General features: G+C 71.0%; 24 protein-coding genes. 6 read left to right on the plus strand and 18 right to left on the minus strand.

Annotated elements, in window-relative coordinates:
* Positions 1 to 188 (plus strand): hypothetical protein (locus AC30CM_RS24525; RefSeq protein WP_490119518.1); only part of this gene is annotated, 188 nt, incomplete at its 5' end.
* A 241-nt stretch (positions 189 to 429) separates the two neighbouring features.
* Here AC30CM_RS24525 and tyrS read toward each other — a convergent pair.
* The 5 genes from tyrS to AC30CM_RS24550 form a co-directional block, all read right to left on the minus strand.
* Positions 430 to 1713, minus strand: a complete 1284-nt coding sequence (gene tyrS / locus AC30CM_RS24530) for a tyrosine--tRNA ligase (protein ID WP_490119519.1) — start codon at positions 1711 to 1713, stop codon at positions 430 to 432.
* A 52-nt stretch (positions 1714 to 1765) separates the two neighbouring features.
* A complete protein-coding gene (locus tag AC30CM_RS24535) occupies positions 1766 to 2374 on the minus strand; it encodes a DNA-3-methyladenine glycosylase (RefSeq protein ID WP_490119520.1) in 609 nt (202 codons plus the stop codon).
* A gap of 43 nt (positions 2375 to 2417) precedes the next feature.
* Positions 2418 to 2639: a Trm112 family protein gene (locus AC30CM_RS24540; protein WP_490119521.1), complete on the minus strand. Its 222-nt coding sequence runs from the start codon at positions 2637 to 2639 to the stop codon at positions 2418 to 2420.
* 3 nt (positions 2640 to 2642) lie between these two features.
* Positions 2643 to 3233 carry a hypothetical protein gene (locus AC30CM_RS24545; RefSeq protein WP_490119522.1) on the minus strand — a complete coding sequence of 197 codons (591 nt, stop codon included), beginning with the start codon at positions 3231 to 3233 and terminating at the stop codon, positions 2643 to 2645.
* An 89-nt stretch (positions 3234 to 3322) separates the two neighbouring features.
* Positions 3323 to 6343, minus strand: coding sequence for an acyl-CoA synthetase (locus AC30CM_RS24550; protein ID WP_490119540.1), 3021 nt, complete (start codon positions 6341 to 6343; stop codon positions 3323 to 3325).
* Between the two features lie 77 nt (positions 6344 to 6420).
* Here AC30CM_RS24550 and AC30CM_RS24555 point away from each other — a divergent pair, with 77 nt between their 5' ends.
* Positions 6421 to 8190, plus strand: a complete 1770-nt coding sequence (locus AC30CM_RS24555) for an ABC-F family ATP-binding cassette domain-containing protein (protein WP_490119523.1) — start codon at positions 6421 to 6423, stop codon at positions 8188 to 8190.
* Between the two features lie 74 nt (positions 8191 to 8264).
* On the opposite strand, the gene argH is transcribed toward AC30CM_RS24555, so the two are convergent.
* From argH to AC30CM_RS24620, 13 genes are all read right to left on the minus strand, one after another.
* Positions 8265 to 9677, minus strand: a complete 1413-nt coding sequence (gene argH, locus AC30CM_RS24560) for an argininosuccinate lyase (protein ID WP_490119524.1) — start codon at positions 9675 to 9677, stop codon at positions 8265 to 8267.
* Positions 9674 to 10873, minus strand: coding sequence for an argininosuccinate synthase (locus AC30CM_RS24565; RefSeq protein WP_490119525.1), 1200 nt, complete (start codon positions 10871 to 10873; stop codon positions 9674 to 9676). The genes argH and AC30CM_RS24565 overlap by 4 nt, the downstream gene beginning before the upstream one ends.
* Before the next feature lie 24 nt (positions 10874 to 10897).
* A complete protein-coding gene (locus tag AC30CM_RS24570; RefSeq protein ID WP_490119526.1) occupies positions 10898 to 11407 on the minus strand; it encodes an arginine repressor in 510 nt (169 codons plus the stop codon).
* Complete coding sequence (gene argF / locus AC30CM_RS24575) at positions 11383 to 12327, minus strand: ornithine carbamoyltransferase (protein WP_490119527.1); 945 nt, start codon at positions 12325 to 12327, stop codon at positions 11383 to 11385. The genes AC30CM_RS24570 and argF overlap by 25 nt, the downstream gene beginning before the upstream one ends.
* Positions 12327 to 13526, minus strand: coding sequence for an acetylornithine transaminase (locus AC30CM_RS24580; RefSeq protein WP_490119528.1), 1200 nt, complete (start codon positions 13524 to 13526; stop codon positions 12327 to 12329). Before AC30CM_RS24580 ends, argF begins: the two co-directional genes overlap by 1 nt.
* Positions 13526 to 14392, minus strand: coding sequence for an acetylglutamate kinase (gene argB, locus AC30CM_RS24585; protein ID WP_490119529.1), 867 nt, complete (start codon positions 14390 to 14392; stop codon positions 13526 to 13528). The genes AC30CM_RS24580 and argB overlap by 1 nt, the downstream gene beginning before the upstream one ends.
* The gene (gene argJ / locus AC30CM_RS24590) at positions 14389 to 15588 is read right to left on the minus strand and encodes a bifunctional glutamate N-acetyltransferase/amino-acid acetyltransferase ArgJ (RefSeq protein WP_490119530.1); all 1200 of its coding nucleotides are present in this window, start codon (positions 15586 to 15588) and stop codon (positions 14389 to 14391) included. Before argJ ends, argB begins: the two co-directional genes overlap by 4 nt.
* Positions 15585 to 16631, minus strand: coding sequence for an N-acetyl-gamma-glutamyl-phosphate reductase (gene argC, locus AC30CM_RS24595; RefSeq protein ID WP_490119531.1), 1047 nt, complete (start codon positions 16629 to 16631; stop codon positions 15585 to 15587). Before argC ends, argJ begins: the two co-directional genes overlap by 4 nt.
* 60 nt (positions 16632 to 16691) lie before the next feature.
* A complete protein-coding gene (gene pheT / locus AC30CM_RS24600; protein ID WP_490119532.1) occupies positions 16692 to 19178 on the minus strand; it encodes a phenylalanine--tRNA ligase subunit beta in 2487 nt (828 codons plus the stop codon).
* Complete coding sequence (gene pheS, locus AC30CM_RS24605) at positions 19178 to 20257, minus strand: phenylalanine--tRNA ligase subunit alpha (protein ID WP_490119541.1); 1080 nt, start codon at positions 20255 to 20257, stop codon at positions 19178 to 19180. Before pheS ends, pheT begins: the two co-directional genes overlap by 1 nt.
* 90 nt (positions 20258 to 20347) lie before the next feature.
* Positions 20348 to 20557, minus strand: coding sequence for a hypothetical protein (locus AC30CM_RS24610; protein WP_490119533.1), 210 nt, complete (start codon positions 20555 to 20557; stop codon positions 20348 to 20350).
* Between the two features lie 102 nt (positions 20558 to 20659).
* Positions 20660 to 21097 carry a hypothetical protein gene (locus AC30CM_RS24615; protein WP_490119534.1) on the minus strand — a complete coding sequence of 146 codons (438 nt, stop codon included), beginning with the start codon at positions 21095 to 21097 and terminating at the stop codon, positions 20660 to 20662.
* On the minus strand, positions 21088 to 21663 hold the full coding sequence (locus AC30CM_RS24620) for an RNA polymerase sigma factor (RefSeq protein WP_490119535.1): 576 nt from the start codon (positions 21661 to 21663) through the stop codon (positions 21088 to 21090). The genes AC30CM_RS24615 and AC30CM_RS24620 overlap by 10 nt, the downstream gene beginning before the upstream one ends.
* A 176-nt stretch (positions 21664 to 21839) precedes the next feature.
* Here AC30CM_RS24620 and AC30CM_RS24625 point away from each other — a divergent pair, with 176 nt between their 5' ends.
* Genes AC30CM_RS24625 through AC30CM_RS24640 form a run of 4 tightly spaced genes read left to right on the plus strand, consistent with a single transcriptional unit; the run spans position 21840 to position 23197 of the window.
* Positions 21840 to 22310: an Asp23/Gls24 family envelope stress response protein gene (locus AC30CM_RS24625; protein WP_490119536.1), complete on the plus strand. Its 471-nt coding sequence runs from the start codon at positions 21840 to 21842 to the stop codon at positions 22308 to 22310.
* 14 nt (positions 22311 to 22324) lie between these two features.
* Positions 22325 to 22651, plus strand: coding sequence for a hypothetical protein (locus tag AC30CM_RS24630; protein ID WP_490119537.1), 327 nt, complete (start codon positions 22325 to 22327; stop codon positions 22649 to 22651).
* Positions 22648 to 22827: a hypothetical protein gene (locus AC30CM_RS24635; protein ID WP_490119538.1), complete on the plus strand. Its 180-nt coding sequence runs from the start codon at positions 22648 to 22650 to the stop codon at positions 22825 to 22827. The genes AC30CM_RS24630 and AC30CM_RS24635 overlap by 4 nt, the downstream gene beginning before the upstream one ends.
* Positions 22820 to 23197, plus strand: a complete 378-nt coding sequence (locus AC30CM_RS24640; protein WP_490119539.1) for an Asp23/Gls24 family envelope stress response protein — start codon at positions 22820 to 22822, stop codon at positions 23195 to 23197. The genes AC30CM_RS24635 and AC30CM_RS24640 overlap by 8 nt, the downstream gene beginning before the upstream one ends.
* Positions 23198 to 23205 lie beyond the last annotated feature (8 nt).

Below are 23205 nucleotides of genomic sequence, written 5' to 3' on the forward strand. Positions count from 1 at the left end.
CCAGCGTTCGTCCTGAGCCAGGATCAAACTCTCCAAACAAAAACCCCCAGGCACGAAAACCCAGGCAGAATTCGAATCAGAAAAATCCGATCACAAACAACAGACACCAAAACTGGCATCCAAAAAACCACACCCTAAACGGGAAAAAGAGTGCGGCAACAAACAAAAACCACCAAACACACTATTGAGTTCTCAAACAACACACCCGATTCTGACGCGCAAGAATCCCGCGGCCAAAAGCCGCTGTCTCCTGCGGGCAGTGAGGTAAACCCACCTTAGCGGGATCCACTCTCGGATTTGGTCTTCGCTCTCGGCCCGGGGGCCGGTCGCTCTGACCTGGAATAAGTTACGTCAGGGCTAACGACGAGTCAAATCGCCTGGTCAGCGACCGTTTTTTGGCACGCATGCCTCATTCGCGCGGCAGGACCGTCATCCCGCCCGACGCACGCCGGCCACGTTCCGCTTGCCCCGACGCAGCACCAGCCATCGTCCGTGCAGGAAGTCCGCTGGCTGGGGCACCCAGTCCTCGGCGTCGATGCGCACGTTGTTGGCGTAGACCCCGCCCTCGGCGACCGTGCGCTTGGCCGCTCCCCGACTGGCCGACAGCCCCGTGGCCACCAACAGATCCGTGATGGCATCCGCGCTTCCCGGCTGCAACTCGCTGACCTGGCCATTCGCCGCTTCCCGCAGCGCGGCGGCCAACGTGGACTCGTCGAGTTCTCCCAGTTCGGCCCGGCCGAACAACGCCTGGCTGGCCAGTTCGACGGCATCGGTGGCCGCCTGACCGTGCACCAACGTCGTCAGCTCGCGAGCGAGCCTGCGCTGACCGGCCCGCTCGTGCGGCCGGTTCGCCGTCGCATCGGCCAGGTCGGCCAACTCCTCGCGCGACAGGAACGTGAACCATTGCAGGTACGCGACCACGTCGGCGTCGGCGGTGTTCACGAAGTACTGGTACCAGGCATACGGGCTGGTCATGGCCGGATCCAGCCAGAGATTCCCGCCGCCGGTGGACTTGCCGAACTTCTTGCCCTCGGAGTCCGTGACCAGCGGCGTCGTCATCGCGTGCACCGTCGCACCGGTCTTCTTGCGCACCAGGCCCGCCCCGGCCACGATGTTGCCCCACTGATCGGAGCCGCCGATCTGCAGCGCACAACCATGCCGTCGATGCAGTTCGACGTAGTCGTTCGACTGCAACAGCATGTAGCTGAACTCGGTGTAGGACATCCCGTCACCCTCGAGGCGACGACGCACCGTGTCCCGATCGAGCATCACGTTCACCGAGAAGTGCTTCCCCACGTCGCGCAAGAAGTCGATCGCCGACATCTTCGACGTCCAGGTCAGGTTGTTCTCGATGATCGCGCCCGTGGGCGAGTCGTCGAACTCGACGAAGCGTTCCAGCTGACCACGGATGCGGTCTGCCCAGTCGGCCACGGTGTCGGCGCTGTTCATCGAGCGTTCGCCGGTGTCGCGCGGATCACCGATGAGCCCCGTCGCACCGCCGGCCAGCACGATCGGCCGGTGACCCGCCTGCTGAAACCGGCGCAGGGTCAACAGCGGAACCAGATGCCCGGCGTGCAGGCTGGGCGCGGTGGGGTCGAAACCCGAGTACAGCGTGAGGGGCCCCGCCGCGAGATCGGCGGCCAGCGCCTCCCGGTCCGTCGACTGGGCGATGAGCCCCCGCCACTGCAGTTCGGAGAGGATGTCGGTTCCCATGCCTCGATCCTCCCGTACCGGCCGTCCCGGGCGGCATGCCCCCGGTGCGCCCTCAGTCGCTGAGCCCGGGCGCGGGCGCCCGCGGGCTGCGCCGGTACGCCGACACCTCGGGTAGACCGGGCACCCAGAACCGCCACGGCCGGTCGGCGGCGGTGCTGACGCCGACGCGTGGTCCGGCGACCGACGGCAGCGGGTCGGCGAGTTCGAGGGCGACGTCCGCGGACGGGTCGAACACGTCGATTCCGTTGTCGGACATCGCGATTCCCGTCGCTGCGCACAGGTTGCCCGGACCGCGCGCGAGTGCGGTCTCACGGACGGTCGGACCGCGCCTGCCCCGCGCCACCGGCTCCCCGTCGACGATCTGGGCGGCCCGCAGCAGAACCGCCCCCGCGACCCCGTCCGGAGCGCAGACGACGTTGGCGCACACGTGGATTCCATGACTGCGGTAGGTGTACAGCCGACCCGGCGGCCCGAACATCACGGCGTTCCGACCGCCCGGACCGCGGTAGGAGTGCGACGCCGTATCCGGCCACGGGCCGTCGGCCGGGCCGCCGTAGGCCTCGACCTCGACCACGACCGCCTCGACACCACGGACTCTCAGTCGAGATCCGACGAGGACACGGGCCGCGTCGATCGGGTCGGTGGGAAGAACTCGGCTCACGCCCGCGATCGTTTCATCGCCGCCGGAATCCGGGGCGCGGTGCCTAGTCGGCGCGTTCGAGCAGCCGGGCGTGCTCGGCGTCGTCGGCCACGTCGACCGCCTCGTCGATCAGCAGCACCGGGATGTCGCCGTCCACGCGGTAGGCCCGCCGCAGCCGCGGGTTGTAGAGCAGCTCGTCGCGGCCGGCGTCGTCGCGGACCAGCAGCAGCGGTCCGCGATCGGCGGGACAGACCAGGATGTCGAGCAGACGATGGTCGAGTGCCACGGATCAGCCGAGGGGGATGTTGACGGCCGGGCCACCACCGGTGGGGCCGAGCGCCGGACCCATCCACATGCCGCCGTTGTTGCCGCCGATGCCTGCGTTGACCGGATTCTGCGGCGCCATGGCCGCCCGCTGCTGAGCCCGGCGCTGGAAGGCCAGGGTCTGCTCCAAGGCGGCGACGATCGGGCCCTGGTTCGGCCGCTTGTCGAGCCCCTCCTGCAGGGCGATGACGTTGCCCTTGGACGGGTAGAAGCCCTGCGAACGCAGCAGCATCACGCTGTGGATCAGCTTCGAGATCTGCCCGCCGCCGTCCCCGGTGTCGTACGTGGCGGCGATCTCGGCGAGCGCCCGATCGCCTGCGGCGGCGTCGTTGGCCAGACCGCCCGCGGCGGCGCCACCCGGCGTGACCGGGCTGCCCTGCTCACCGGCCGGCGACGGGGCAGCCGCCGCACCCGGGGTGACCGGGGTCGACGGATCGCTGGGCTCGGCCAGCGCGCCGGGTGCCGCGGCGAGGACGCCGGTCACCAGCGCTCCACAGGCCAGGGCGCCGATCGCGGCGCGACGCCAGCCGGTGTCAATGCTGGTCTGCGACAACATCCATGTCCTCCATGCGGAGCGGGGCCCGACCCGAGTGGCGATCTGCCATCTGCCGGAGCCTAACAGTGTGACCCATGTGACGCACGACCTCAGTCGGGCGAACCCGTACCCAGCAGTTCGGCCCGGGCCGCGGTCGTGAGCCGCTTGTACACCCCTGTGTCGGAATCGCGGTACCAGGCGTTACGGGCGGCCTTCGGCACGCCCGCCGCCCGCAGCGGACCGAGCAGCGGACGGTAGGTGGCACTGAGCTTCATCTCGGCCACGACGTGCACGACGTCGGGTCCCGATCCCACCGGGAGCGCCGCCAGCGCCTCGTTGAGTTCGGCCGTCGGCACGCTGCCGCCGGGCGCCAGCGTCAGCGCCGTCACCGCGAACGAGCGTCCCTGCTCGGACACCCGGTAGGTGACCGCGAGATCCACCGAGCCCACTCGGCCCACCGCGTCGTTCACCGCGGCGCTGAATACCGGGCCCCGATCCGTACGGATGACGCTGCCGCGGTTGTCGACCAGCCAGAAGTCGCCGTCCTCGTCGCGGCGGAACAGGTACTCGGTGGACACCCAGGTGTCGGCGGGCGCGAACACGCCGCGCTTGACGGCCGCCGTCGGGTCGACCGGGCCGCGAGGATGCGCCAGCAGCACGCCGACCTCGTTGGGTTCGGCGACCCGCACGAAACCACGGTCGTCCTCGATGATCAGGTCGTCGTCGACGTCGTAGGCCGCCAGCGCGATGCGTCCGCTGCCCGGCAGCGGCCGGCCCTCGCTCCCCCGCTTGGCGCCCGACACGTTCGCCAGGACGGCCTGCCCGTCGGTGGTCGCGAAGAACTCGACGATGTGAGCGGGCGCGAACGTCTCCTCCACGCGCTGCCACAACCCCGTCGGCATGCCCGACCCGATGAACAACCGCACCGGGTGATTGCCCTTGAGCACGAACGACGGATCGTCGATGACGTCGCGCAGCATCGCCCACGTGTACGACACCACCGTGACGCCGTACTGCCGCAACTCGTGCACGAAACGTTCCGGCCGCAGGCCCCGCGACAGCGCGATCCGGGTGCCGCCCACCACCGCGCCGCCCAGGCTGACCAACAGGCCGGACTGGTGGTGCAGCGGCGTCAGGCAGTACAGGGTGTCGCCGCGACCCAGGTTCGCGGCGGACGCGGTGCCGAAGGCCGACAGCGCCCACCGGAAGTTGGTGATCTGCCGGGCCACCAGCTTGCCGCCGACGGTGGTGAACGCGACGTAGGCAAGGTCCTTGGCGAACCCCGGGTTCGGCCGGTACCACCCTGGCAACGCCACCTCGTCGGGATCGATCTGCTCCATGTCGACGACGTCGGCGTCGTCGGGCAGCGCCAGGTCGCGGTTCTCGCCGCCGCCGAGGACCAGCACGCGCAGCGGCAGCCGACGGGCCGCCTCCAGGGTGCTGGGGTCGGCGATGACGTCGGCGACGCCGCCCTGCCGGGCAGCCTCCGCCAGGTCGGCGTCGGGCGGCATGAGCACCGCCACCGCACCCAGTCGCGACAGCGCGGCGATGGCGACCAGGGCGCTGGGCCGCGTCTCCATCAGCACGCCCACGTGGGCACCTTGGCGCACGCCGACGGCGATGAGCCCGCGCACCACGTTGTCGATCCGGCGGTTCACCGCGCCGTGGGTGTGCACGCGCCCGTCGAACAGCAGGAACTCGCCGTCGGGCGTCGCCTCGGCCTGCTCCTCCATGATGCGGCCCAGGGAGATCCGCGTGTGGTCGTTGATCTGGCCCAGCCGCGCGAGCCGCGGCAGTGTGCGGGCGGTCTCGATGACCAGCGCCCGCGCCGACTTGTTCGCCGCGACGAACGCGTCGGCCGCCGAGCGCGCCAGGCTGAACGTGACCTCGGTGGCCGCCGCCGCACCGTGCGCCAACCGCGAGGCGATCGCGACCCCGCTCTCGGTGGGCTGGGCCGGCTGCAGCGCCATGGGCACCACGTCCGGCGGCAGCTGCCCCTCGCCGTTGCGCCACTTCACCCACGCGGCCACCGTCGGCCACGTCTGGGTGGCCGCCTTGCCGCCCACCACGAGCCCGAAATGTCCTGCGCGAATCAGGTATTCGTACACGTCGGCCTGCGGTGCGGCGCGCTTGATGCCGCGCACCGACACCGGCTGGCCGATGTCGTCGACCTCGCCGACCACCGCCAGCACCGGGCACTCGATGTCGCTGAGGGTCACCAGGTCACCCCGGATGGAGAAGCCCCCGCTCATCATCCGGTTGTGCGCGATGAACTGCTTGAGCAGTTCGGCGATCGCCGGCCCCGACCACGCGATCCACCCCTCGCTGGACAGGAAGCGGCGCTGCTGCTCACGCGGCAGCAGCGCCTCGCGGTCGTGCAGCTGCATCAGGAAGTCGATGCGCGCCTGTGCGGTCTTGATGGGATCGAGCATCTGAAAACCGGTGCGCGCCAACCATCCCGGGATGTCGATGCGGCTGAAGACGTGGTCGGCCATGAAGTCCGCCGCCGCGGCGCCCAGGTTGGGCGGCAGGTTCAGGGGCAAGCCGGCCAACGTGTCCACCGGTGAACCGAACGCGATGATGCTCGCCAGGTCCTTGGAGCGGCGGTACGCGGCGGTCTGGTAGGCGAACATGCCGCCCTGGGAGTAACCCGCCAGGTGCACCTCACGGTCGGTGACCGAATGCACCGTGTCGATGGCCTCGCTCAGCGCCACCACGTGATCGGCGAGGGTGCGCTGCATGCCGCCCTCGACCTGATCCGGTGACCCGAAGTCGATGACCCAGGGATCGATGCCCGCCGCGTGCAGGATGCCGACGGCACCGTCGTTGCGCGTGACGTCCCACATGTCCGCCGACATCATCATCGGGTGCACCATCAGCACCGGCGGTCCTGCGGGCTTGGCCCCGGGACGGGTGTCCGGCGGGAAGTACCGGCGCAGGCGATACATCGGGACGCTCTCGATGATCTGGAAGGGGGACGGCACCGCACCCGTCTCCAGGCCGCCGTAACGCAGGACCTCCAACCCGTTCTGTGCGGTCGCCATCAACCGTCCGACCGGTCTGGTGAAAGCCGAGACGTCCACCACAGTGTCCCCTTCCGCGTGTCCCCGACCGCAGCTCGTGGACGTCATCATGGCACAGCGAATCTGGGCGCCCGCTGGATCTCGCCCGAAGGGGACCGCACGGGGCCCCCTATGATCGGCGGCTGATGGCCAACCTCGTCAACCTCGAACGCGTCACCGTCGGCTACGGCACGCGCACCCTGCTCGACGCCGTCAGCCTCGGCATCGACGACGGGGACGCCGTCGGTGTCGTCGGCCGCAACGGCGACGGCAAGACCACGCTGCTGCGCGTGCTCACCGCCACCCGCCCGCCCGACTCCGGCAGGGTGACGCACACCTCGGGGCTGTCCGTCGGCTATCTCCACCAGGCCGACGACTTCACCCCCGAGTCGACCATCCGCGACGTCATCGTCGGCGGCCGCGCCGACCACATCTGGGCGGCCGACGCCGACACCAGGTCCGTAGTGGAACACCTGCTCCCCCACGTCGATCTCGACCAGTCGGTGAGCAACCTCAGCGGTGGCGAGCGGCGCCGGGTCGCACTGGCCGCGATCCTGCTGGCCGGACACGACGTGCTGATCCTCGACGAGCCCACCAACCACCTCGACGTCGAGGTGATCGGCTGGCTCGCCGGGCACCTGGCCGCCCGACCCGCGCGCGCCCTGGTCGTCGTCAGCCACGATCGGTGGTTCCTCGATGCGGTGTGCACCCGCACCTGGGAGGTCCACGACGGCGTCGTCGACGCCTACGAGGGCGGGTACGCCGCGTACGTGCTGGCGCGGGCCGAACGCATGCGGGTCGCGGCGGGCACCGAAGCCCGGCGGCGCAACCTGATGCGCAAGGAACTGGCGTGGCTGCGCCGCGGCCCGCCTGCCCGCACGTCCAAGCCGAAGTTCCGCATCCAGGCGGCCAACGACCTCATCGCCGACGAACCGCCGCCCCGGGATTCGTTGCAGTTGCAGCGGTTCGCCACGGCCCGGCTGGGCAAGGACGTCTTCGACCTGCACCGCGTGGTGCTCGAACTGGGCGGCAAGACCATCCTCGACAAGCTGGACTGGTCCATCGGGCCGGGGGTGCGCATCGGGCTGGTGGGCGTCAACGGCACCGGGAAGTCGTCGGTGCTCAAGCTGCTGGTCGGCGAGATCGCCCCGACCGCGGGCACCGTCAAGCGCGGTCAGACGCTGCGGATCGGGTATCTGAGCCAGGCGCTCGCCGAGCTGGATCCCGACGACCGGGTGCTCGACGCCGTCGAGAGCCGACGCCGGGTCACCGAGCTGGCGGGCGGACGCGAGGTGAGCACCTCGACCCTGCTGGAGGACTTCGGCTTCACCGGGGACAAGCTCACGACGCGCCTGGGCGACCTCTCCGGCGGCGAGCGGCGCCGATTCCAGTTCCTGCGGCTGTTGCTCGACGAGCCCAACGTGCTGCTGCTCGACGAACCGACCAACGACCTGGACATCGACACCCTGACGGTGCTCGAGGACTACCTCGACGGATGGCCGGGCACGTTGCTGGTGGTCACGCACGACCGGTACTTCGCCGAACGCGTCACCGACGCGACCTACGCGCTCGTCGGGGACGGGCGTTGCGTCATGCTGCCCGGCGGCATCGAGCAGTACCTGGCCGAGCGTTCCGAGGCCGCGACACCGGCGGCCTCGGGCGCGTCGGGGGCCTCGGGCAAGCAGGCGCAGCGCTCCGAGTCCGACGCGGCACGCTCACGCCGCACGGGAAAGGAATTGGCGCGCATCGAGAGTCAGCTCGGCAAGCTCGACGAACGCATCGCCGCGCTGCACGAGACCATGGCCGACGCGGCCGCCGACCACGTGCGCCTCGGCGAACTCAACGCCGAACTGCGCGAACTATCGGAACGCAAGGGCGATCTCGAGGAGCAGTGGCTGGCCCTGGCCGACGACTGATCCCCCGCGAGCAGACGCAAACGTCCCGAAACTCCCAGGAAGTCGCGGACGTTTGCGTCTGCTCGCGGGGAGGGTCAGCCGCGCAGGGCCACCCGCAGCCGCTCGGCGGAGTCCCGCACCACGACCAGCTGGTCGGCCACCCGAGCCGGGGCCGTGCCGCCGCGCGCCGACCGCGACTCCACCGAGCCGGCGACGGTGAGCACCTCGCGTACCTCGGCAGTCAACCCGGGGTGGATGCCCGCCAACTCGTCGTCGGCGAGTTCCTCCAGCCCCACGCCGCGGGCCTCCGCCGCACGCACCGCGGCCCCCGCGGCCTCGTGCGCGACGCGGAACGGAACGCCCTGGCGCACCAGCCATTCGGCGACGTCGGTGGCCAACGTGTACCCCAGTGGCGCCAGTTCGGCCATCCGGTCGGTGTCGAACGCCAACGTGCCCACCAACCCGGCCACGGCAGGCAGCAGCAGCTCGAGCTGCGCCACCGAGTCGAAGACGGGTTCCTTGTCCTCCTGCAGGTCGCGGTTGTAGGCCAACGGCTGGGCCTTGAGCGTCGCCAGCAGCCCGGTGAGGTTGCCGATGAGCCTGCCCGACTTGCCGCGCGCGAGTTCGGCGATGTCCGGGTTCTTCTTCTGCGGCATGATCGAACTCCCCGTCGACCACGCGTCGTGCAACCGCACGTACCCGAACTCCGTGGTGCTCCACAGGATCACGTCCTCGGCGAGCCGGGAGAGGTCCACGGCGATCATCGCCAGCACGAACGCGGCCTCGGCGGCGAAGTCCCGCGCCGCCGTCGCGTCGATCGAGTTGTCCGCCGCACGCTCGAATCCGAGTTCGGCGGCGATCGCGTCGGGATCGAGCCCCAGCGACGAGCCCGCCAACGCACCGGAGCCGTACGGCGACACCGCGGTCCGGGCGTCGAAGTCGACGATGCGCGACACGTCGCGCAGCAGCGGCTGCGCGTGCGCCAGCAGGTGGTGGGCCAGCAGCACCGGCTGCGCCGACTGCAGGTGCGTCTTGCCCGGCATGATCGCCAGGGGGTGCGCCGCGGCCTGCGTGGCCAGTGCGGCCACCACGTCGAGGACGCCGTTGCCCACGCGGGACATGGCGTCGCGCAACCACATCCGGAACAGCGTGGCCACCTGGTCGTTGCGCGACCGACCCGCGCGCAGCCGGCCGCCGAGTTCGTCGCCGACGCGGTCGATCAACCCGCGTTCGAGCGCGCCGTGGACGTCCTCGTCCGACGGCAGCGGGCCGAAGCTGCCGTCGGCGACGTCGTTGCCCAGGCTGTCCAGGCCCGCCAGCAGCCCGTCACGCTGCTCCTCGGTGAGCAGCCCGGCGCGGAACAGCACGCGCGCATGCGCCTTCGACGCCCGCACGTCGTACGGCGCGAGCGCCCAGTCGAAGTGCGTCGACTTGCTCAGCGCCGCCAACGCCGCCGACGGGCCGTCGGCGAACCGACCGCCCCACAGCGACCCCTCGTTGGTGCTCACAGCCCGAGGTCGCGCTTGGCCGAGATCTTCGACGACAAACCGTGCACGTGCACGAAGCCCTTGGCGCTCGACTGGTCGAAGCTGTCGCCCTCGTCGTAGGTCGCGAGGTTGAAGTCGTACAGCGACTCGGCGCTGCGGCGACCGTTGACCGCGATGTGACCGCCGTGCAGCACCAGCCGGATCTCCCCGGTGACGTGCTCCTGGGTGTGCTCGACGAACGATTCCAGCGCGCGCTTGAGCGGCGAGTACCAGAGGCCGTCGTAGACCAGCTCGCCCCACTTCTGATCCGTGGTGCGCTTGAAGCGGCCCAGCTCGCGTTCCAGCGTGACGTGCTCGAGTTCGGTGTGGGCGGTGATGAGGACCATCGCGCCGGGCGCCTCGTAGATCTCGCGACTCTTGATGCCGACGAGGCGGTCCTCGACGACGTCGAGACGGCCGACGCCCTGCGCGCCCGCGCGCCGGTTCAGTTCCTCGATGGCCTGCAGCACCGTGACCGGACGGCCGTCGATCGACACCGGCACGCCCTCGTCGAACCCGACGATGACCTCGTCGGGCGTGCTCCAGTTCACCGTGGGGTCTTCGGTGTAGTCGTAGACGTCCTTGGTGGGTGCGTTCCACAGGTGCTCGAGGAACCCGGTCTCCACCGCGCGGCCCCACACGTTCTGGTCGATCGAGAACGGTGAGCGCTTGGTGACGTTGATCGGGATGGCGTTCTCCTCTGCGAACGCGATGGCCTTCTCGCGCGTCCACGCGTAGTCGCGCACGGGCGCCAGCACCTCGAGATCGGGCGCCAGCGAGGCGAAGCCGACCTCGAAGCGCACCTGATCGTTGCCCTTGCCGGTGCAGCCGTGCGCGACGATGCCGCCGGCGTGCTCGCGCGCCGCGGCCACCAGGTGCTTGACGATCAGCGGCCGGCTGATGGCCGACACCAGCGGGTAGCGGTCCATGTACAGCGCGTTGGACTTGATGGTCGGCAGGCAGTACTGCTCGGCGAACTCGTCGCGGGCGTCGACGACGACGGCCTCCACGGCGCCGCAGTCGAGCGCACGCTGGCGCACCACGTCCATGTCCTCGCCGCCCTGGCCGAGGTCGATCGCGACGGCGACGACCTCGCGACCGGTCTCCTTGCCGATCCAGCTGATGGCGACCGACGTGTCGAGCCCGCCGGAATACGCCAGGATGACGCGTTCGGACATTGAATCTCCTTCGTAGAAAGGTGTTTACGTCTGCTGTTGGATGTTCTCGAACCGGGCGGCCAGTTCCGCACCGGTCAGGGGCTCGCGGGCGACCAGGAAGATCGTGTCATCCCCGGCGATGGTGCCCAACACCTCGGGTAGTGCCGCCCGGTCGATCGCACTCGCCAGGTAGTGCGCGGCACCGGGCGGCGTCCGCAGCACCGCCAGGTTTCCGCTGGCATCGGTGGACACCAGCAGCTCGCCGAGCAGCCGCGTCATCCGGTCGGTGCCGCCGGCCACGCCGCGCACGGGACTGCCGTCCTCGGGCACCACGTAGACGCCCATGCCGCCGTCGGCCCCCCGCAGCTTCACCGCGCCCAACTCCTCGAGATCGCGCGACAGCGTCGCCTGCGTCACGTCGATGCCCTCACCGGCGAGCATCGCCGCCAACTCCCCCTGGCTGCGCACCGAGTGCGCCGCCAGCAGCGCCACGATGCGCGCCTGGCGGCCCGCCCGCGTCGACGCGCTGGTCACCCCCGCTGCTCCAACAGCCACACCAGCAGCGCCTTCTGGGCGTGCAGGCGGTTCTCCGCCTCGTCGAACACCGCGCTCTGCGGGCCGTCGATGACGTCGTCGGTGATCTCGTGGCCGCGGTGGGCGGGCAGGCAGTGCAGCACCACGGCGTCGGGGGCGGCCAGACCCAGCAGCGCGGCGTTGACCTGGAACGGGCGGAACGGCCGCACGCGGTCCAGCCCGTCGTTCTCCTGCCCCATCGACGTCCACGTGTCGGTCACCAGGACGTCGGCGCCGTCGGCACCCGCGGTGGCGTCGGCGGTCAGCGTCACCGTGGCGCCGGTCTCGGCAGCCCGCTTCCTGGCCGCCTCGACGAACTGCGGATGCGGTTCGAACCCCGCGGGCGCGGCGATGGTCACGTGCACGCCTGCGGTGACACCGCCGAGCATCAGCGAGTGCGCCATGTTGTTGGCGCCGTCGCCGAAGTAGGTCATGCGCAGACCCTCGAGGGCACCCTTGCGCTCGGCGAGGGTCTGCAGGTCGGCCAGCACCTGGCAGGGGTGGAACTCGTCGGACAGCGCGTTGACGATGGGCACCGTCGAACCGGAGGCCATGGCGGTCAGCCGTTCCTGGGCGAACGTGCGCCACACGATGGCGTCGACGTAACGCGACAGCACGGCGCCGGTGTCCTCGAGGGTCTCCTCGCGACCGAGTTGCGTGCTGCGGCCGTCGACGACGATGGCGTGCCCGCCGAGCTGCGCGATGCCCATCTCGAACGAGAACCGCGTGCGGGTGGAGTTCTTCTCGAAGATCACCGCCACGCCGCGCGGACCCTCCAGGGGCCGCGCGCTGAACGGCGACCGCTTGAGCTCGGCGGCCAGCGCCAGCACCTCGGCCTGTTCGGTGGGCGTCAGGTCGTCGTCGCGCAGGAAGTGGCGCAGCGACCGGGTGGCTGGGGTCATCAGGCGTCCTTGGCGGTGTCGAGGGCGGTGTCGAGGATGGCGGGCAGCGCGGAGACGAACGCCGCGATCTGGTCGTCGGTGATCACGAGGGGTGGCGCCAGGCGCACCACGTCGGGCGCGGCGGCGTTGACCAGGAAGCCGGCCTCGCGTGCCGCGGCCTCCACGGCCTTGCCGCGGGGTGCGGTGAGCACGACACCGCGCAGCAGGCCGCGGCCGCGGACGTGGTCCACCAGCGGATGCCCGACGTCCTCGATGCCGTGGGCCAGCGTCTTGCCGAGCACGTCGGCCCGCGCGATCAGGTCGTCGGCCTCCAGCGTCCGGAGCACCGCCAGCGCCGCGGCCGTGCACACCGGGTTGCCCCCGAACGTGCTGCCGTGCATGCCCGGAGTCAGCAGATCCGCGGCGGCGCCGACGGCCACGCACGCCCCGATCGGCAGGCCGCCACCGAGCCCCTTCGCCAGGGTCACCACGTCGGGCGTGATGCCGTCGTGTGCGTGGGCGTAGAACGTGCCGGTACGCCCGACGCCGGTCTGCACCTCGTCGAGGACCAGCAGCGCGCCGTGCTCGGCGGTGAGGTCACGGGCGGCGGCGAGGTAGCCGGGCGGCGGCGTCACCACGCCGCCCTCGCCCATGATCGGTTCGAGGAACACCGCGGCGGTCTGCGAATCCACCACGCGGGCAAGCGCGTCGACGTCGCCGAAGGGGACGTGCGTGACGTCGCCGGGCAGCGGCTCGAACGGGGCGCGCTTGGCCGGCTGTCCGGTGAGCGCCAGCGAACCCATGGTGCGGCCGTGGAAGCCGCCCTCGGCGGCGACGAGCCTGGTGCGTCCGGTCAACCGCGTGATCTTGAACGCGACCTCGTTGGCCTCCGCCCCGGAATTGGCGAAGAAGACCCGTGCCGGCCGATCGCCGCCGAGGTGGCCGACGAGCGCCTCCGCCAACGCGACACCGGGTTCGGTGGCATACAGGTTCGACACGTGTCCCAGCGTGTTCAGCTGGCGCGTGACGGCCTCGACGACGGCGGGATGCCGGTGCCCGAGGACGTTGACCGCGATGCCCGCCAGCATGTCGACGTAGGTCTTGCCGTCGGCGTCGGTGACCACCGCGCCGTCACCGCTGACGAGCGCCACCGGCGGCGTGCCGTAGTTGTCCATCATCACGGCCTGCCACCGCGCCCGAAGCTCACTGGTCTTCGACATCAGGGCACCACCTTCGTTCCCGATCCCTCGTTGGTGAACAACTCCACCAACACGCAGTGTTCGACCCTGCCGTCGATGACGTGGGCGCTGGGCACGCCGCCCGCCACCGCACGCAGGCACGCCTCGATCTTGGGCACCATGCCGGACTCGAGTGTCGGCAACAGCGCGGTCAGGTCGGCCACGTTGATCTGGCTGACCAGTGAATCCCGATCGGGCCAGTCGGTGTAGAGGCCCTCGACGTCGGTGAGCATCACCAGCCGGTCGGCGCCCAGCGCCTCGGCCAGCGCGGCAGCGGCCGTGTCGGCGTTGATGTTGTGCACCACGCCCGCGGCATCGGGCGCGATGGTGGAGACGACCGGGATGCGGCCCGCCGCAACGAGATCCAGCACCGCCGAGGTATTCACCTTCTCGACGTCGCCCACCAGGCCGATGTCGGTGGCCACCCCGTCGACCGTCACGTCGCGGCGCACCGCGGTGAACAGGTGGGCGTCCTCCCCGGTGATGCCCACCGCGTACGGGCCGTGGGCGTTGATCAGCCCGACGAGTTCGCGGCCCACCTGACCGAACAGCACCATGCGCGCCACGTCGAGCACCTCGGGCGTGGTGACGCGGAAGCCGCCCCGGAACTCTCCCGGGATGCCCAGCCGCGTCAACATCGCGCTGATCTGCGGGCCGCCGCCGTGCACCACCACCGGGTGGATGCCGCAGTTGCGCAGGAACACCATGTCCGCCGCGAACGCCGCCTTGAGCACGTCGTCGGTCATCGCGTTGCCGCCGTACTTCACCACGACGACCTTGCCGTGCAGCGCGGTCAGCCACGGCAGCGCCTCGGCCAGCACCGCGGCCTTCGTGCGGACGTCGGTCATGACGAATACGCCGAGTTCTCTTCGACGTAGGCGTGCGACAGATCGGTGGTGCGAATGGTGGCCGCACCGTCGCCGACGCCCAGGTCCACCACGACGTCGACGTCCTCGCCCGACAGGTCGACGGCGCGTGCGCCCGGCGCCCCGACGCCGTCGACGCACACCGGAGAACCGTTGAACGACACGCTGATCCGCTCGGCATCGAGCCGTACCGGTGCGATGCCCACCGCCGCCAGGACGCGGCCCCAGTTGGGGTCCGAGCCGAACAGCGCGGTCTTGACCAGACTGTTCCGGGCGATCACCCGGGCCGCGGTGACGGCGTCGTCCTCGCTCGCGGCACCGGTCACGGTGATCGCGATGCGCTTGGTGACGCCCTCGGCGTCGGCCTGCAACTGCGCGCACAGGTCGTCACACACCGCGAGCACCGCGGCGTCGAGTTCGGCCTGCGTCGGCGCGACCTCGCTGGCACCCGACGCCAGCAGCAGCACGGTGTCGTTGGTGGAGCAGCTGCCGTCGACGTCGAGCCGATCGAACGTGCGCGCCGCCGCGGCGCGCAGCGCGTGGTCGAGCGCCGCCGCGTCGGCGACGGCGTCGGTGGTGATGACGCACAGCATGGTCGCCAACGACGGGGCCAGCATGCCCGCGCCCTTGGCCATGCCGCCCACGGTCCAGTCCTTGGCGTGCAGCGCAACCTGTTTGGGCACCGTGTCGGTGGTCATGATCGCCGTGGCCGCCTCGACGCCGCCGGTGAGCCCGCCCGCCATCTCGTGCACGACGTCGGTCACTCCCTTGAGCACCCGGTCCATGGGCAACCGGTCGCCGATCAAGCCGGTCGAACAGACGGCCACCTCGATGGCCCCGGTCTCGGTGCCCCAGTCCGACAGGGCGGCCGCGACGGCCTCGGCGGTGGCGTGAGCGTCCTGGAAGCCGCCGGGCCCGGTGCAGGCGTTGGCACCGCCGGAGTTCAGGATCACCGCGCGTAACCGCCCGGACTTGAGGACCTGTTGAGACCACAGCACCGGCGCGGCCTTCACCTGGTTGCGGGTGAACACCGCGGCCGCCGCGTGATCCGGGCCCTCGTTGAACACCAGCGCCAGATCGGGCTTGCCGGAGGCCTTGATGCCGGCGGCGATGCCGGTGGCCCGGAAACCGGCGGGCGCCGTGACGCCCTGCGTGCGGACCAGGTTGGTGTCGGTCACGGTGCCACTCCCACGGTCGAAAGTCCTTCGGTCTCGGGCCAACCCAGGGCCAGGTTCATCGATTGCACGGCGGCGCCGCCGGTGCCCTTGGTGAGGTTGTCGATGGCACACAGCGCCACCAGCACACCGGCGTCGGCATCGACGGTCACCGCGATCTGGGCGGCGTTGCTGCCGATCACCGCACCGGTCTTCGGCAACCGCCCCTCGGGCAGCAGGTGCACGAACGGCTCCGCGCCGTAGGCCTCGTCGTAGGCGGCACGGACCTCGCCCTGCGACGCCGTCGTCGGCGCGGTGCAGGTGGCCAGGATGCCCCGCGACGTCGGGACCAGCACCGGCGTGAACGACACCGTGACGTCGCCGCCGGTGACGGCCCGCAGGCCCTGGGCGATCTCGGGGGTGTGCCGGTGGGCACCGCCGACGTTGTACGCGCGGGCCGAGCCCAGCACCTCCGAAGCCAGCAGGTCCACCTTGGCCGCCCGGCCGGCTCCCGAGGTGCCGCTGACCGCGACGACGGTGACGGCGGGTTCGACGAGACCCGCGGCGACCGCGGGCACCATGGCCAACAGCGCCGACGTCGGGTAGCAGCCCGGGACGGCGACGCGCCTGGTGCCGCGCAACGCGTCCCGGCCGCCCGGTAGCTCGGGCAGACCGTACGGCCAGGTGCCCGCGTGGGTTGAGCCGTAGAACCGCTCCCAGGCTGCGGCGTCGCGCAGACGAAAGTCCGCACCGCAATCCACGACGAGCGTCTCCGGACCCAGTCGTTCGGCCAGCGGGCCGGAGTGCCCGTGCGGCAGGGCCAAGAACACCACGTCGTGCCCGGCCAGCGTGTCCGCGCTGGTCTCCGACAGCACACGGCCGGTCAGCGGCAGCAGGTGCGGGTGATGATCGGTGACGTCGGAACCCGCGCTCGACGCCGCGGTGAGTGCGCCGAGGATGAGGCGCCCGTCGGCGTATGCGGGGTGGCCGAGCAGCAGCCGGAGGATCTCGCCACCGGCGTACCCGCTGGCCCCGGCGACGGCGACGGAGATCGGCGTGGAACTCATGGCCCGAAGTCTTGCATGGTTATGCAAATCGTTGCAAATTGATTAAGCGATGGCCGATCGTCACCGCCGCAACGTCGCCGACACCCGCTCACCGGCCACCGCCACCGCCGCGTCCCGCGCCGCACTGGCCTCGTCCTCGGTCAGCGTGCGATCCGGTGCACGGAAGCGCAACGCCAACGTCAGCGACTTGTTGCCCTCACCGACCTGGGGCCCGGTGAACACGTCGAACAGCCGCACGTCCTCCAGCAACGGACCCGCACCCTGCCGCACCGCCGCCACCACGTCCGCCGCGGCGACGTCGGCCGCCACCACCAGGCTGACGTCCTGGAACACGGCCGGGAACGGCGACACCGACGGCACCGGAAGGTGTTCGCTCACCGGGATGGCATCGAGGTCGAGTTCCACGGCGCACGTGCGCTTGGGCAACCCGCTGCGCTCGACGACCGCCGGGTGCAACTCCCCGGCGTAACCCACCACGCGGTCGCCGACGAGCACTTCGGCACACCGACCCGGATGCCAGGGCGCCTGGGCCGCCGCACGCAGCGTCACGTCCACGTCGGCCGCCCGAGCGATGACCCGCACCGCCTCGAACGCGTCGGCGGCTTCCACGGGGCGACCCGCACCCCACGGCCCCGCCGGTTCGCGCAGCCCGGCCAGCACCACGCCGACGTGCAACGGCTGCCGCGGCAGCGCATCGTCGATGGCCTGCAGTTCGTCGGGCGTCGGACGCCGGTCCACGGGGATGGGGGCGAGCGCGCGCGTCTGCGGCGTCGCCAACACCACCTGTTCCATCCCGAACAGCGCGACGTCGGCTGCGCCCCGAGAGACGTTGCGCGTCAATGCCTCCAACAGTCCGGGCAGCAGCGTCGACGCCAGCTGCGGCCGATCGGACTCCAGCGGGTTGAGCACCGAGACCGTGGCGCGACGCGGGTCGTCGGCGGGCAGACCCCACGCGTCGAAGACCCCGGAGGGAAGGAACGGCGTGGGCAGCACCTCGACGAAACCGTGCAGCGCCAACGACTTTCCGATGGCGCGGCGACGACGCTGCGCCGCCGTGAGGCCACGCCCCGGCGGCGCCGACGGCAGCACCGAGGGGATGCGGTCCAACCCCTCGAGACGCAGCACCTCCTCGACGAGGTCGGCGGGCTCGCGCAGGTCCGGGCGCCAGCTGGGCGGGGTGACGGTCAGCACGCCATCGGCCACGTCGACGCGGCCACCGATCTGCCTCAACCGGTGAGCCGCGGCGCCGTCGCCGTAGGCCACCCCTGCCATGCGGTCCGGCAGGTCGACGGGCATCGCGACGGCCGGCGGCGACCAGTCCGTGCGCGGCGGGTCGCCGCACCAGTCGGTGAGCGTCGGTTCCACGGCGCCCCCGGCGATCTCGGCGAGCAGGGTCGCGCAACGATCGAGCGCGGCGACCGCGATCGCGGGGTCGACCGTGCGCTCGTAGCGCCGGCCCGCCTCGCTCACCAGACGCAGGCGACGCTGGGTCCGCGACACCGCGGCGGGATCCCACACCGCGGCCTCGAGCAGCACGTCGGTGGTGGTGTCGCGGACCTCCGTGGTGCCCGCACCCATCACGCCGCCGATCGCGGCCGTGGCCACGTCGTCGACGATCAGCACGTCGGCGGGCCCCAGGGTGCGCTCGACGTCGTCGAGCGTGACGACCTTCTCCCCCGCGGCGGCCAGGCGGACGTCGAAACCACCGGTGATGAGGGAGCGATCGTGCGCGTGCATCGGCTGGCCGAGTTCCAGCATGACGTAGTTGGTCACGTCGACCGCCGGCGAAATGGCCCGGATGCCTGCCAACAGCAAGCGCCGCTGCAGCCACCACGGCGACACCGCCTGCGGGTCGATGCCCACCACCGGACGCAGGCCGAACCGGGCGACCCCCGTCTCGGGGCGCACCGTCAACGGCCACGCCTCCCCTTCGGCGGGCAGCGGCGGCACGTCGGCCGGGTCGACGAAGTCGAGGTCGAACGCGCAGGCGATCTCGCGGGCCATGCCGCGAATCGACAGGCAATAGCCGCGATCCGGGGTGATCGCGAGATGGAACACCACGTCGTCGAGGCCCACCACGTCGGCGGCCGCGGCACCCGGCTCGGCGGTCCCCGGCGGCAGCACGATGATGCCGGCGTGGTCGGTGCCGAGGTTCAACTCCGACGCCGAACAGATCATGCCGTCGGACGTGCGCCCGTAGGTCTTGCGCTTGGCGATGGTGAAGTCACCGGGCAGCGTGGTACCGGGCAGGGCCACCACCACCAGATCATCGACCGCGAAGTTCCGTGCGCCACAGACGATGTCGCGGGGCTGCGGTTCGCCGACGTCGACCTTGCACGCCCGGATCGGCTTCTTGAACTCGGTGAGTTCTTCGATCTCGACGACACGGCCGATGGTCAGGGGGCCGGTGACCGGACCGACCGGCAGGATCTCCTCGACCTCGTGCCCGATGCCGATCAGGGCCTGCTCGAGTTCGGTGGGCGAGACGTCCCAGCCGGGCGCGCCGGCCCGGACGACGTCGCGAAGCCAGCCATAGGGCACGCGCATCAGGCGTTCACCCCGAACGGCAGCGAGAAGCGCACGTCACCCTCCACCATGTCACGCATGTCGGATATGCCGTTGCGGAACTGCAGCGTGCGTTCCAGCCCCATCCCGAAGGCGAAGCCGGAGAACTCGCTCGGATCGATCCCGCACGCCCGCAACACGTTCGGATTCACCATGCCGCACCCGCCCCACTCCACCCAGCCGGGGCCACCCTTCTTGTTCTCGAACCACACGTCCACCTCTGCCGACGGTTCGGTGAACGGAAAGAAGTGCGGACGGAACCGCGTCCGGCCCTGCGGACCGAACTGGGCACGCGCGAAGGCGTCCAACGTGCCCTTCAGGTTCGCCATCGTCAGGCCGCGATCCACCGCCAGGCCCTCCACCTGATGGAACACCGGCGTGTGAGTGGCGTCGAGTTCGTCGGTGCGGAAGGTGCGTCCGATCGACACCACGTACACCGGCAGCTCGCGCCGAAGCAGCGCGCGCACCTGCACCGGCGAGGTGTGCGTCCGCAACACCACCCGGGATCCCTCGAGATCTGACACGCCGCCGGAGGAACCAGGACAGCGCGCACCGGGCAACCCGACGTGAAAGGTGTCCTGCTCACTGCGGGCGGGATGGTCGGGCGGAAAGTTCAAGGCGTCGAAGTTGAACTGCTCCGACTCGACCTCGGGTCCCTCCGCCAGCTCCCACCCCATCGCCACGAACGTATCGGCGACGTTCTCGGCCAGGATCGTGATGGGGTGCCGCGCACCGAGCTGCTGACGAGTCGACGGCAAGGTCACGTCGATGCGCTCCGCCACCAGTGCGGCGGCATCGCGTTCGGCGCGCAGCACCGCCAGGCGGGCGTCGTAAGCCGCCTGCGCCTGCGTGCGGGCGACGTTGACCCGCTTGCCCGCATCGGCACGATCGGTCTTGGGCAGCGCGCCCAGGGCTTGCCGCGCAACGGCAATCGCCGAACGGTCACCGAGGTGCTCCGTCTTGGCCCTGGCCAACCCGTCGAGGTCGGCCGCGGCCTCGAAGGCGCTGCGGGCCGCGTCGACGGCGTCGGTCAGCTCCTGCTCGGACAGTCCTGGCTCCACCACCCGGCGATCATAGCGACGGCCGTGCGACTGCCACGACGTGGGCGCGAGGCCCTCGCGGGCCACCGCGGCGGCCGTGCGACCGCGGTGTCACATCCGCAGCCGCGCCAGCCACCACTGCAGGTGGCACGCGAGCACCTCGGCGTCCTCGGCCGACAGGGTCACCGACGCGGTCACGCGCTCGCCGTTGTCGTCGATCGTCGTCAGGGCGACGGCGTCGTCGACGATGCTCACCGAACACGCGAGCGACGATTGGCCGCCTCGCGCGTCGTGAAACCACCGGATGTCTTCAGGCGCCACGGTCAACACCTCACTCCCTTCGGTCGTGTCTGGGAGTAGGTCGGGCCGATGGCCGAAAACCGAACGCCCGATCGTGCACGAAGTTCGTTCGCGCAGATCAGATCAGGAAAAGACGTCGTCCACGATGACGGTCACCGTGACCTGCGTCACCGATCCGACGACGTCGGCGAGCACGGCGCGGCACGCCGCCTCCGCACGGGCGCCCGCAGCGGGCAGCACGGCGCCGTATCGGCCGGTGAGGTGGATCGCCACCCGCTCCAGGGTGGTGTCGGTGGACGCGATCTCCACGTCGGTGACCACGAAGTCGGGATCACCGGTCAACGCGTCGACCAGACGCATGTGCAGCACCAGGTCGCTGACCCGGAGCGCGCCGGGAATCACGCCGCCGTCCGGATCCGTCACGTCCAGGGGCCATCCCGATCTCGGCGTGGCACGGACGGCATCGATCACGCGGTTCTCGATGGCGCGCCATCCGGGTTCGGGTGCCTCGCGCAGGATCCGGGCGGCGCGACCCACGACGTCGTAATCGCCTATCGCCATTGTCGAAGCCTCTGTTGAAGGGTGGTACGGGCGCGGTGATGATGTCCCCGCGCAGCGTCGGGACTCAACGTCAGGATGTCGCCGATCTGCGGGAAGGTCAACCCTTCGACCTCACGCAGCATCCACACCGCACGTTGCCGAGGTGGCAATTCGGCCAGTGCCAACTCCATCGCCTCCAGGAACGCGTTGTTCGACGCCGTGGCGAACGGATCGGAATCACTGGTGGCGCTGAGGGGTTCGATGAGCCGGTCGTCGATGGGGACGGCCCGCTTCACGCGATGGGAGTCGACGACCTTGCGCGCGCAGATCGAGAACAGCCACGTCCGCACCTGCGAGTCGCCCCGGAACTTCGCCATCTGGCGCCAGGCCGCGACGAACGTCTCCTGCACGATGTCGTTGACCGCGTCGGCGTCGCGCGTCATGCGTCGCGCATAGCGGTACAGGGCGGGACCGTGACGTCGGATCAACTCCTCGAACGCCGCGGCGTCACCCGCGCGCGCCGCCAGCGCCAACGCCGCATCGTCGTCCGCCGCGCCCGGCGCATCGTCACCCACGGTGTCGTTCACGGCGCCGCTCTTCTCCGCCGGCGTGGCTCATCCCCACCGGCGTGGCTCATCCCCACCAGCGTCGCTCATCCCATCCAGCCCTGTGGCACGAAGCACAATTTAGCGGCATTCGGTTTTGCCAGGTACGGCCGACCCAACTGGTGTACGACGGACGAATCGAAGGAAGGACGATCGAGATGGCATCCACGTCGAGTTCCCCGACCACCGGTACCGCGACCACCAGCGCGGTGGCCGCCACCACCGGCGGCCCCCTGGCGACCAGCCACGGCACCACCACCATCGCCGACGTGGTCGTGTCGAAGATCGCCGGACTGGCAGCTCGCGAGGTCAGTGGCGTGCACGACCTGGGCGGCAACGCCACCCGCGCGGTGGGGGCCCTGCGCGAGCGCATCCCGGGCGCGTCGACCAACTACGCCCAGGGCGTCTCGGTCGAGGTCGGCGAGAAGCAGACCGCGGTCGACCTGGACGTCGTGGCCGACTACGGGGTCTCGATCGCCGAGCTGGCCGCCGGGATCCGCCGCAACGTGATCGCCGCACTCGAACGGATGACCGGCCTGGAGGTCGTCGAGGTCAACATCACCGTTCACGACGTCTTCGTGCCCTCCGACGGCGACGACGTCCCGGAGAAGACCTCGCGGGTCGAATAGTGGACGAGGACGTCGTGCCTGCCGACACGGTGGCGGACCTCGTCCGCGCCGTGCCGGGCGTCGCCGCCCTCCACCCCGGCATGTTCGGCGAGGTGGCCACGTTGCTACCGGGACGCCGCGTCATCGGGGTGCGCCTCACCGACGACGCGATCGCCGTGCACGTGGTGCTGACACCCGACGTGCCCGTGCGCGAGACCGCGGCCCAGGTGCGTGCGGCCGTCGCGGCGGTGCACCCCGGGGTCGCCGTCGACGTCACCGTCGAAGACCTCGCGACCGGCCCCCGTGGCTGCGTCTCGCGGCGCGACCCCGCCACCCCCGACACCCCAGGAGGATCTCGATGACGACCGCCACCGCAGGCATGTTGGCCGGCGTGCTGCTCGGCGTGGCCGCCGCCGCAGGCGGTTTCACGGGGTTCCTCCTCGCCCTCGTCCTCGGCGTGATCGGCTACGTCGTGGGCGGCCACCGCGACGGCGAGTTCGACGCCACGGCATGGCTTCGGGGCCGCGGTCGTGGCTGACGGGCACGTGCCCGCCGACCCCGACCAGCGGGGTGCGCTGACCGTCCGGGAACGCGCCGTGCAGCGGATCGCGGTGGCGGCCTGCCTCGGGGTCGCCGGGGTGCACCGGCACGGCGGCGGGCTCGGCAGGCTCGCCGGGCGGGACCTGCCGCGCGCCGAGGTCACCGTCGCCGGCGACCACGTCCGGGCCGTCGTCGAGGTCGCCGTCGACTGGGGAGTGTCCCTGGCGGCCGTCGCGCAGCGGGTGGGCCACGAGGTCACCGCGGCGCTGGCCGACCATGCCGGCCTCACCGTCGACGGCGTCGCCGTGCACGTGGCCGAGATCCTGGCACCCACGTCCGGCGGCACCGCGCACCAGGAGCCGTCGTGAGCGCCCCG

The organism is Mycobacterium sp. DHQP2018-32-09 (assembly GCF_058148405.1).

What these genes read in the sequence shown, in the direction of transcription:
- tyrS (WP_490119519.1), bottom strand. Translation starts at nt 1,713, where the DNA reads ATGGGAACCGACATCCTCTCCGAACTGCAGTGGCGGGGGCTCATCGCC.
- AC30CM_RS24545 (WP_490119522.1), bottom strand. Translation starts at nt 3,233, where the DNA reads ATGTTGTCGCAGACCAGCATTGACACCGGCTGGCGTCGCGCCGCGATC.
- AC30CM_RS24550 (WP_490119540.1), bottom strand. Translation starts at nt 6,343, where the DNA reads ATGACGTCCACGAGCTGCGGTCGGGGACACGCGGAAGGGGACACTGTG.
- AC30CM_RS24555 (WP_490119523.1), top strand. Translation starts at nt 6,421, where the DNA reads ATGGCCAACCTCGTCAACCTCGAACGCGTCACCGTCGGCTACGGCACG.
- AC30CM_RS24565 (WP_490119525.1), bottom strand. Translation starts at nt 10,873, where the DNA reads ATGTCCGAACGCGTCATCCTGGCGTATTCCGGCGGGCTCGACACGTCG.
- argF (WP_490119527.1), bottom strand. Translation starts at nt 12,327, where the DNA reads ATGACCCCAGCCACCCGGTCGCTGCGCCACTTCCTGCGCGACGACGAC.
- AC30CM_RS24580 (WP_490119528.1), bottom strand. Translation starts at nt 13,526, where the DNA reads ATGTCGAAGACCAGTGAGCTTCGGGCGCGGTGGCAGGCCGTGATGATG.
- argB (WP_490119529.1), bottom strand. Translation starts at nt 14,392, where the DNA reads ATGACCGACGTCCGCACGAAGGCCGCGGTGCTGGCCGAGGCGCTGCCG.
- argC (WP_490119531.1), bottom strand. Translation starts at nt 16,631, where the DNA reads ATGAGTTCCACGCCGATCTCCGTCGCCGTCGCCGGGGCCAGCGGGTAC.
- pheT (WP_490119532.1), bottom strand. Translation starts at nt 19,178, where the DNA reads ATGCGCGTGCCCTATGGCTGGCTTCGCGACGTCGTCCGGGCCGGCGCG.
- AC30CM_RS24615 (WP_490119534.1), bottom strand. Translation starts at nt 21,097, where the DNA reads ATGGCGATAGGCGATTACGACGTCGTGGGTCGCGCCGCCCGGATCCTG.
- AC30CM_RS24625 (WP_490119536.1), top strand. Translation starts at nt 21,840, where the DNA reads ATGGCATCCACGTCGAGTTCCCCGACCACCGGTACCGCGACCACCAGC.
- AC30CM_RS24635 (WP_490119538.1), top strand. Translation starts at nt 22,648, where the DNA reads ATGACGACCGCCACCGCAGGCATGTTGGCCGGCGTGCTGCTCGGCGTG.